We start from the raw sequence: 6071 nt of genomic DNA on the forward strand, positions 1-6071 counted from the left end.
TCATGCCCGGGCCCTGCCCGCGCCGTGCCCGCGCCCGACCCCGGCGGCCGGCCCCGCCGCCCTCAGAGCACCAGCCGCTCCAGCAGCGGGAACTCGTCGTACGGCTGGTCCCAGTCCCCGAAGTGGCCGTCGTCCCGCACCACGAGCGTGCCGCCGAGCCGGTCCAGCAGCGCCCGACCCTGCGTCGCGTCGCAGCCGTACGGGTCCCGCACGGAGTTCACGAACACCAGGTCGCCCGCGTGCGCGCGGATGCGGTCCCAGTCGTAGGTGTCCTGCAGGACGGGCTCGTCGGCGTCGTTCGGCGGCGTCGCGTACCCGGCGACCAGGACGGCCTGCGCCACGCGGGCGGGGGCATGCTCGAGCACGGCGAGCAGCAGCGCGGCCCCGCCGGAGTGACCGACCAGCACGGTGTCCCCGTCCAGCGGGTACGCGGCCAGGAACCGGGGCAGCGTCTCGGCGACGGGCTCGACGTTGAGGCGCGGCAGGTGCGGGCGCTCCACGGCGTACCCGCGCGCGGTGAGCCGGTCCGCCAGCCACGGGTACCAGACGTTGTCCGGGTGGCCGCCGGTGCCGTGGACGACGATCGCGCGGCGCGCCACGGCGCTCAGCCCCGCCCCGGCGCGGCGGCGACGGCGCGCCCGGGTCCCTGGGCGGCCCCGCGCTGCGCGACCGCGGCGGCCACGTCCTCGTCCGCGTCGAGCAGCTCGAGCAGGCGCGGCGCGAGGCCGGGTGCGGAGCCGACGACGGCCGACACGACCCACCACGCCTGCTGCGGCAGCCGGACCGGCACCAGCCCGGCGGCCTGCGGCTTGGCGGCCACGTGCTGCGGCACGAGCGCGATCCCGAGCCCGCGGTCGACGAGGTCCAGCAGCGTGTGGATGTCGTTGACCGTGCAGCGCACGTGCCGGGCGACCCCGCGGGCCGCGCACACCGCGTCGTTGAGCGACCGCACGCCCCAGCTCGGCTGGAAGTCGATGAAGTCGTGCCCGGACAGCGCCTCCCAGTCCGCCTTCGAGGCGGCGCTCAGCGGGTGCCCGGGCGGGCACAGCAGCACGACCTCCCGGCGCCCGAGCTCCACGGGCCGCACGCCGGCGAGGTGCTCCTGCGTGGCGACGAACGCGACGTCGAGCTCGCCCGCGCGCACCGCGGCGACCAGCTCGTGCGAGCCGGCCTGCGTGAACGCGATGTCCACCTGCGGGTAGCGCCGGCGGAACCGCTCGAGCAGCGGCGGCACGTCCACCACGCCGAGGCACTGCTCGGCGCCGAGCCGCAGCGTGCCGCTCAGCTCGTGGGTGGCGCGGACGACGGCGTCCCGCCCGGCCGCCGCCTGGTCCAGGACCGCCCGCGCGTACGGCAGCAGCGCGAGGCCCGCCTCGGTCGGCGCGACCCGGCGCGTGGTGCGCGCGAACAGCCGGGTGCCCAGCTCGTCCTCGAGCGCCCGGATCGCGGCGGACAGCCCGGACTGCGAGACTCCGCAGAGCGCGGCGGCGCGCGTGAACTGCTCCTCCTCCGCCAGCGCGACGACGTACTCCATCTGCCGCAGGTCCATCATCGGCCTCGCTTCTGAATCCCATGAGTCCCAGTCGTTGGACTTGTGGAGCCAGCGTACCTACGGTCGAGGCACGACCCCGACGACGTGAGGTGGACGAGTGCAGCAGCGCACCCTCGGCAACCGCACCGTGAGCGCGATCGGACTCGGCGGCATGCCGATGTCGATCGAAGGACGACCCGACCGCTCCCGGTCCCTGGCCACCATCCACGCGGCGCTCGACGCCGGCGTGACCCTGATCGACACGGCCGACTCGTACCACCTGCACGCCGGGGAGGTGGGCCACAACGAGGAGCTCATCGCCGAGGCGCTGCGCACCTACGGCGGCAGCACCGAGGACGTGCTGGTCGCCACGAAGGCCGGGCACCTGCGCCCCGGTGACGGCACCTGGACGCAGGACGGCCGGCCCGAGCACGTCAAGGCCGGGGCGAAGGCGTCCGCGCGGCGCCTGGGCGTCGAGGCCATCGGGCTGTTCCAGTTCCACCGGCCCGACCCGCAGGTGCCGTACGCCGACTCCGTGGGCGCGCTCGCCGAGCTGCTCGACGAGGGCGTGATCCTGCAGGCCGGCATCTCCAACGCCACGGTCGCGCAGATCGACGAGGCGCAGCAGGTGCTCGGCGGCCGGCTCGTGTCGGTGCAGAACCAGTTCTCGCCGGCGTTCCGGTCCAGCCTGGACGAGCTGCGGCACTGCGCCGACCTCGGCATCGCGTTCCTGCCGTGGTCCCCGCTCGGCGGCATCACGCGGTCCGGCGAGCTCGGCGAGCGCCACGCGGCGTTCCGCGAGGTCGCCGACGCCCACGGCGTCAGCCCGCAGCAGGTCGCCCTGGCGTGGGAGCTCGCGCTCGCGCCGGTCGTCATCCCGATCCCCGGGGCCTCCCGGCCCGAGAGCATCACCGACTCGGTGCGCGCCGCCGACCTGGTGCTCGACGCCGACGAGCTCGCGCGGCTCTCCGCCTGACCCCCCGCACCACCGTCCCGAGAGGCACCCCGTGAAGACCTTCACCCTGCCCGGCACCGACATCGAGGCACCCAACGTCGTGCTCGGCCTCATGCGGATCGCCGAGAAGTCCGACGACGAGATCCGCGAGCTCGTGCGCACCGGCCGCGACGCCGGCACCACGTTCCTCGACCACGCCGACGTCTACGGCCGCGAGCTGCACGAGTGCGAGGCGCGGTTCGCCCAGGCGCTCGCGCTCACGCCGTCCGAGCGCGACGAGTACACGATCCAGACCAAGTGCGGCATCGTCCGCGAGGGCCCGTACTTCGACTTCTCGTACGAGCACATCCTCGAGTCCGTCGAGGGCTCGCTGCGCGCCCTGCGCACCGACCACATCGACGTGCTGCTGCTGCACCGCCCCGACGCGCTCGTCGAGCCCGACGAGGTCGCCCGTGCGTTCGACGAGCTCGAGGCCGCCGGCAAGGTGCGGGCGTTCGGCGTCTCCAACCACACGCCCCGGCAGATCGACCTGCTGCGCCGCTCCGTCCGGCAGCCGATCGTCGCCAACCAGCTGCAGCTGTCGATCACCCACGCGGCGATCGTCACGCAGGGCCTCGCGGCCAACATGGTCGGCGCCGAGCAGTCCGTCACCCGCGACGCCGGCGGCATCCTCGACTACTGCCGCCTGAACGACATCACCGTGCAGGCGTGGTCGCCGTTCCAGGCCGGGTTCTTCACCGGCACGTTCCTGGACAACCCCGAGTTCGCCGAGCTGAACCAGGTGATCGGCGAGCTGGCCGCCGCCTACGACGTGCCGCCGATCGCGATCGCCACCGCGTGGATCACCCGGCACCCGGCCCGCATGCAGGTCGTGCTCGGCACCACGACGCCCGAGCGCGTCGCCGGCGCCGCCCAGGGCTCGGACCTGCCCCTGACCCGCGCGCAGTGGTACGCCCTGACCCGCGCGGCGGGCCACATCGTCCCCTGACGCCGGCCCCGCCCGGCTCGACCCCCGCGAGGTCGTCACCTCGGCACGAAGTCGTCAGGTCCGCCTGACGACCTCGTCCGCACGTGACGACCTCGCGGCACGTCGGGGTCAGCGCTCGGCGTGCACGAGCCGCACGAGGCGCTGCCGCCGCAGGCCGTCCGGCCGGGTGCCCCCGCCCTCCGGCCAGAACCCGGGCGGGACCGCGTCGCCCTCGTCGACGGCCTCGACGGCTCCCCAGCCGGCGGCCCCGAGCAGCGCGGCGACCTCGTCCGCGGTCGCCGAGGAGCGCCACGGCTCCCCCGACCCGCCCGCGACGGCCGCCAGCGCCGCGGCGTACGCCCGGCCGGCGTCGTCCCGCTCGCCGGGCGGCAGCACGTGGTCCAGCACCACGTGCGAGCCGGGCGCCCACAGGCCCGGCCGGTCCAGCACCCGCCGGACCACCTCGCGCGGCAGGTACATGGTCGTCCCCAGCCACACGACGCTCGCCGGACGCCCGGGGTCGAACCCCGCTCCGACGAGCGCGTCGGCCAGGCCGTCCCCCGCGAGGTCCGCGCCGACGGGCCGGCCGACGTCGGGGATCCCCGCGGCCGCCAGCAGCGTCGCCCGCCACGCGAGGACACCCGGCAGGTCGACCAGCCACGCGGTGCGATCCGGCCCGAGGCGGTGCGCCGCGGTGTCCAGGCCGGCGCCGAGCACGACGACCTGCGCGGTGCCCGCGGCGCGGACGTGGTCCTCGGCGAACCGGCTGCGCACCACCGCCGAGAGCCGGGCGGCGGCGAGAACGGGTTCGCGCGGGGCGCCTCGCTGGTAGTCGAGCGGCCCGGGCGAGCCGGCGGCGGCGCACAGCAGGGGCGCCTGCTCGTCGACGAGCAGCGGAGGGCCGTCGTCCACGAGGGGGTGCGCCGCGCGGGCGGCGGCGGACATGAGGGCGGTGGGGCTGGGAGCGAGAGGTGCTGTCACTTCCACCAGCTACCACGGCCGGCTGCCCGGGGCGAGGAGGCGCGCCGTGGGCCGGCCTCATCGCACCGGATCGGAGCCCCCTGTCGGATTCGAACCGACGACCTGCTGTTTACAAGACAGCTGCTCTGGCCAGCTGAGCTAAGGAGGCGGGCGCGCGCCGCGGCGTCGCGCGGGGCCAGCCTACCGGCGCGTCAGGGCTGCGGGTCGCGGGCGTCGTAGCGCCAGAACCCGCGCTGCCACCGCACGAGCGCCCACAGCAGCACCACGCACGCGAGCCCGCCGACGAGGGCCGCCCCGCCCTCCCCGAGGCGCTCCGAGACGGCGCCGAGCAGCAGCTCGCCCAGGCGCGGGCCGCCGGCGACGACCACGACGAACACGCCCTGCAGCCGGCCGCGCATGTCGTCGGGGGTGGCGGTCTGCAGGATCGTCTGCCGGAACACCGCGCTGACGGCGTCCGCCGCGCCGGCGGCGGCGAGCGTGAGGACCGCGAGCGCCAGCGACCACCACAGCACGTCGTCCGGGTGGGAGCGCCCCGCGAGCACCAGCACCAGGCCGAAGCCCGCGACCGCGAACCCCCAGACGGTGATGGCGAGCACGATGATGCGGCCCTGCCAGCGCACGCGCGCCAGCCCGCCCGAGAACACCCCCGCGAGCATCGCGCCGGCGGCCACGGCGGCGGTCATGACGCCCGCGGTGGTCTCGCCGCCGCCGAGGTACACCAGCCCGACGGCGGGGAACAGCACGCGCGGGGAGGACGTGATCATCGCGATCAGGTCGACGAGGAACGTCATCCGCACGTTCGGCCGGGTCCCGAGGTAGCGCAGGCCGTCGAGCACCGACGCGAGGCCGGCGCGGGCCCGGCGCGTCCCGGACGGCTCCGGCGGGATGGGCGGCAGCCGCAGCAGCGCGGTGAAGGCGAAGGTGAACAGCAGCGCGTCGGCGGTGTAGACGACGCCGTAGTCGAGCGTGGCCACCAGACCGGCGCCGAGCAGCGGCCCCAGCGTCAGCGCCACGTTCCACCCGACGGTCTGCAGGGCGTTCGCCGCGGGCATCAGCCGGGGCTCCAGCAGCCGCGGGATGATGGCCGACCGCGCCGGGCTGTTCACCGCCCCCGCGCCGGACTGCACCGCCACCAGGGCGTACAGCACGCCGACGTGCTCGTTGCCGGCCCACCCCTGCGCTGCCAGCCCGAGGGTCGCGACCCAGCTCACCGCGGACGCCACCAGCGCGACGGTGCGACGGTCCGCGTGGTCGACGATCGCGCCGCCGTACAGCCCGAAGACGACGAGCGGCACCAGCGCGCAGAGCCCGACCAGGCCGACCGAGAAGGTGGAGCGGGTCAGCTCGTACACCTGCAGCCCGACCGCGACGACCGTCAGCTGCGCGCCGAGGTTCGCCACGGACAGGCCCCACCACAGGCGGCGGAACTCGGGGCTGACGCGCAGCGGCGTCAGGTCCACGAGCAGGGAGGGCACGAGCGCTCAGCCTACGTGCCGCGGCGGCGTGGCCCCGGACGCGGACCGCCCGCCCCCTGCGCCGGGCGCCGGGGGCGGGCGGTCCGCGTCCGGGGTGGTGGCGTCAGCCCGCGACCGCCTGGAGCAGCGCCGAGGGGTCGGTCCAGTTCTCCGTCCAGATGG

General features: G+C 75.9%; 6 protein-coding genes and 1 tRNA gene. 2 read left to right on the forward strand and 5 right to left on the reverse strand.

The annotated features are described in order from the left end of the window. Positions 1–62 precede the first annotated feature (62 nt). Positions 63–599 carry an RBBP9/YdeN family alpha/beta hydrolase gene (locus AAHH18_RS14480; protein ID WP_343302089.1) on the reverse strand — a complete coding sequence of 179 codons (537 nt, stop codon included), beginning with the start codon at positions 597–599 and terminating at the stop codon, positions 63–65. A gap of 5 nt (positions 600–604) precedes the next feature. Beyond that, positions 605–1552 (reverse strand): LysR family transcriptional regulator, encoded by a 948-nt coding sequence (locus tag AAHH18_RS14485; protein ID WP_283321565.1) that lies wholly within the window; start codon positions 1550–1552, stop codon positions 605–607. Between the two features lie 97 nt (positions 1553–1649). Between AAHH18_RS14485 and AAHH18_RS14490 the strand changes: the two genes are divergently transcribed. Together AAHH18_RS14490 and AAHH18_RS14495 are read left to right on the forward strand one after the other, a co-directional pair. Next, positions 1650–2507 (forward strand): aldo/keto reductase, encoded by an 858-nt coding sequence (locus AAHH18_RS14490; RefSeq protein ID WP_343302090.1) that lies wholly within the window; start codon positions 1650–1652, stop codon positions 2505–2507. 31 nt (positions 2508–2538) lie between these two features. Continuing rightward, on the forward strand, positions 2539–3474 hold the full coding sequence (locus AAHH18_RS14495; protein ID WP_283321567.1) for an aldo/keto reductase: 936 nt from the start codon (positions 2539–2541) through the stop codon (positions 3472–3474). A gap of 108 nt (positions 3475–3582) precedes the next feature. Here the strand turns inward: AAHH18_RS14495 and AAHH18_RS14500 are convergent, their stop codons facing one another. From AAHH18_RS14500 to AAHH18_RS14510, 3 genes are all read right to left on the reverse strand, one after another. Further along, positions 3583–4434: a class I SAM-dependent methyltransferase gene (locus tag AAHH18_RS14500; protein WP_343302091.1), complete on the reverse strand. Its 852-nt coding sequence runs from the start codon at positions 4432–4434 to the stop codon at positions 3583–3585. Positions 4435–4508: 74 nt separating this feature from the next. Continuing rightward, positions 4509–4582, reverse strand: a tRNA-Thr gene (locus AAHH18_RS14505). 43 nt (positions 4583–4625) lie between these two features. Further along, positions 4626–5909: an MFS transporter gene (locus tag AAHH18_RS14510; protein ID WP_343302092.1), complete on the reverse strand. Its 1284-nt coding sequence runs from the start codon at positions 5907–5909 to the stop codon at positions 4626–4628. Between the last annotated feature and the right edge of the window lie 162 nt (positions 5910–6071).

Source organism: Cellulomonas olei, from assembly GCF_039548315.1.
In the GTDB taxonomy this organism is placed as follows: domain Bacteria; phylum Actinomycetota; class Actinomycetes; order Actinomycetales; family Cellulomonadaceae; genus Cellulomonas.

Bases quoted from the DNA above. Each gene is read 5' to 3' on its own strand.
- AAHH18_RS14485 (WP_283321565.1), bottom strand. From the start codon at position 1,552: ATGATGGACCTGCGGCAGATGGAGTACGTCGTCGCGCTGGCGGAGGAG.